The sequence below is a fragment of the Caldisericum sp. genome (assembly GCA_022759145.1).
Classification (GTDB): domain Bacteria; phylum Caldisericota; class Caldisericia; order Caldisericales; family Caldisericaceae; genus Caldisericum.
In genome coordinates, this window is record JAEMPV010000079.1 from 4,008 (window position 1) to 6,086 (window position 2,079).

Annotated in this window: 5 protein-coding genes; all 5 read right to left on the bottom strand. The window is 38.3% G+C overall.

Annotated elements, in window-relative coordinates; translation table 11 throughout:
* The coding region (locus JHC30_05615; GenBank protein MCI4463632.1) for a hypothetical protein at positions 1–464 on the bottom strand (464 nt) is incomplete at its 3' end.
* Entirely contained in the window at positions 461–955 is a 495-nt protein-coding gene (locus JHC30_05620; protein MCI4463633.1) for a hypothetical protein, read from the bottom strand. The genes JHC30_05615 and JHC30_05620, both read right to left, overlap by 4 nt.
* Positions 956–965: 10 nt before the next feature.
* On the bottom strand, positions 966–1,472 hold the full coding sequence (locus JHC30_05625; protein MCI4463634.1) for a NifB/NifX family molybdenum-iron cluster-binding protein: 507 nt from the start codon (positions 1,470–1,472) through the stop codon (positions 966–968).
* Between the two features lie 65 nt (positions 1,473–1,537).
* Positions 1,538–1,786, bottom strand: a complete 249-nt coding sequence (locus tag JHC30_05630; GenBank protein MCI4463635.1) for a hypothetical protein — start codon at positions 1,784–1,786, stop codon at positions 1,538–1,540.
* 1 nt (position 1,787) lies between these two features.
* On the bottom strand, positions 1,788–2,079 hold a 292-nt coding region (locus tag JHC30_05635), incomplete at its 5' end, for a helix-turn-helix transcriptional regulator (protein ID MCI4463636.1).

Below are 2,079 nucleotides of genomic sequence, written 5' to 3' on the forward strand. Positions count from 1 at the left end.
AAGCCGGAGAGAATTGCAAAAACAAAAATTAGCCCATTAAAAAGAAGGGTAAACTTCCATCCAAGCACTGTAATTGCAAAAGGAATCCAGGGTGCTTTTATTGCCCACGCACCGATCGTTGTTGCAATTATGTTTGCACCTGCCCCTTTTTCTCTCAACTCCTTAAAGAATGGATAAAACATATATGCAGGACCAACCATCAATGTTCCAAAAATAGCCCCAATCAACATCCCTTTTAATCCACTCTGTTTTCCTATAATCTTGCCTATGGTTTGCTTTGGAATTGTTACCGATATAAATGAAGAAAGCAAAGCAACTGCAATTATTACGATAAGGAGGTTTAAATAGGTTTTTGTCGCAGAAAGAAGCGCAGAACCTACCTTTGATGGATTAAAAATCGCAAGTACTATTGCGATTAGAAGGATTACTATCTCTATTGCCCAGTCTTTAAGTATATTCTTCATAATAGTACCCCCATAAGCAGCGCAATAAGAATTGCAGCAATAAATGTGAAGGAGTTCCTGAGGAGCGTAAACTTCTTTCCAAGGAATTTAAACTCAAGAGGAAGAGCAACAACTCCAATACCCACCCAGGTAAAAAGGAAAGCTGCAACAAGCGAGTAACTTGCATTATGAGATAGCAAATATTGCCCAATCGGATAACTTGTTGCTGCAGGTCCCATCATAATAGAGCCGGTAAGTGCACCAACGATTATTCCTGTAAAGCCCTTGAATTTTAATAGGAATTGCGAAACTGATTGGGGAGAGAGGAATTTTTCAAGAATTGCAATTATCACAAATATTGCAAAAAGCCTCACAGAATTTTGAATAAACATCTTTCCGCTTTTCTTTGAAGCATCTACTAACTTTTTCCTGTCTCCTCTAAAAAAGTAAACAATATAGAGGGCAAGCACAAGCACAAGAAGAACAATTCCCTCAATAATATTAGTGTTCATAAATTATCCCTTACTTTATCCTCTTACTTATCTCTATCAATAGTGACTTCAAATCGGCAATTTCCTTTCGAAGGGCAGTTATATCTTTCTTCATCCTGTCAACTTCTTTATCAAGACCCTCGTCGCTTTCGGTTTCATCTTCACCACAACAAGACTCACTTTCTACATTTGCCTTTTCTTCCTCCGCATAAGTAACACTTCCCTGCAGGTATTCCTCTAAAACATCCTTTACCTTTCCATATGCACCGATAACAGGAGTAATACCGTAATCCTTGAAGAAAGCCTGTGCTTTTGGTCCCATACCACCTGTTATAATTACATCGACACCCTTTTCCTTCATAAAGGCTGGTAAATCACCTGGGTTGTGTTCGTCTGCAAGTGGGTTTGGAATAGATTCTACATTTTTTACAACCCTGCCTTCAACATCTACAATTACAAAGTAAGGGCAATGTCCAAAGTGATAACTCATTGTACTTTCAAGTCCTTTGTTCTCGTCGCTTGTAAAACAAATTCTCATTTTTTACCTCCTTAAAAATTTTTAAATTTTCGCCCCAGCCCTTTAAGACTGGGGCATCTTTTACGCTACACCTTTGAAAGCAACTTGTTAATGTAATCAATCCTGTTCTCAATCTCACGTTTCTCAAAAGTAAGTTCAGGATCATCTGGATGGACAGCAAGTTCTTTGTTCACATAGTCTAATCTGTTTTCAAGTTCTTTCTTTGCAAATTCAAGATGGTCTTTGTCTGCAAAGTAAGGTCCGTAGCCATAACCTCTGAAGAAGCCTCTTTTATGCCATTTGGTTCCACAAAATCCACCATAAGGATAGAACATATTATTTCACCTCCTTTCCTATTGTGTCTAAAAATTTATCTACAAATTCTTTTGTATGCTTTATTTGTTCAATTATCGAAATAAACTCAAGTTTTCCTTTTTCAGTTATGCTGTACACTCGGCGTGCAGGACCGCTACCTGAAGTATCCCAGGAGGAGTTAACAAGCCCAAGCAATTCAAGTTCCCTGAGGAGTCTGTAGTAGTTGCCCATAACGCTCGAGGTTTGAGTGGCTTCTTGGGGAAATATCGTAGAAAGCGAATTAATCAACTCATATCCGTGTGCATTACCTTTA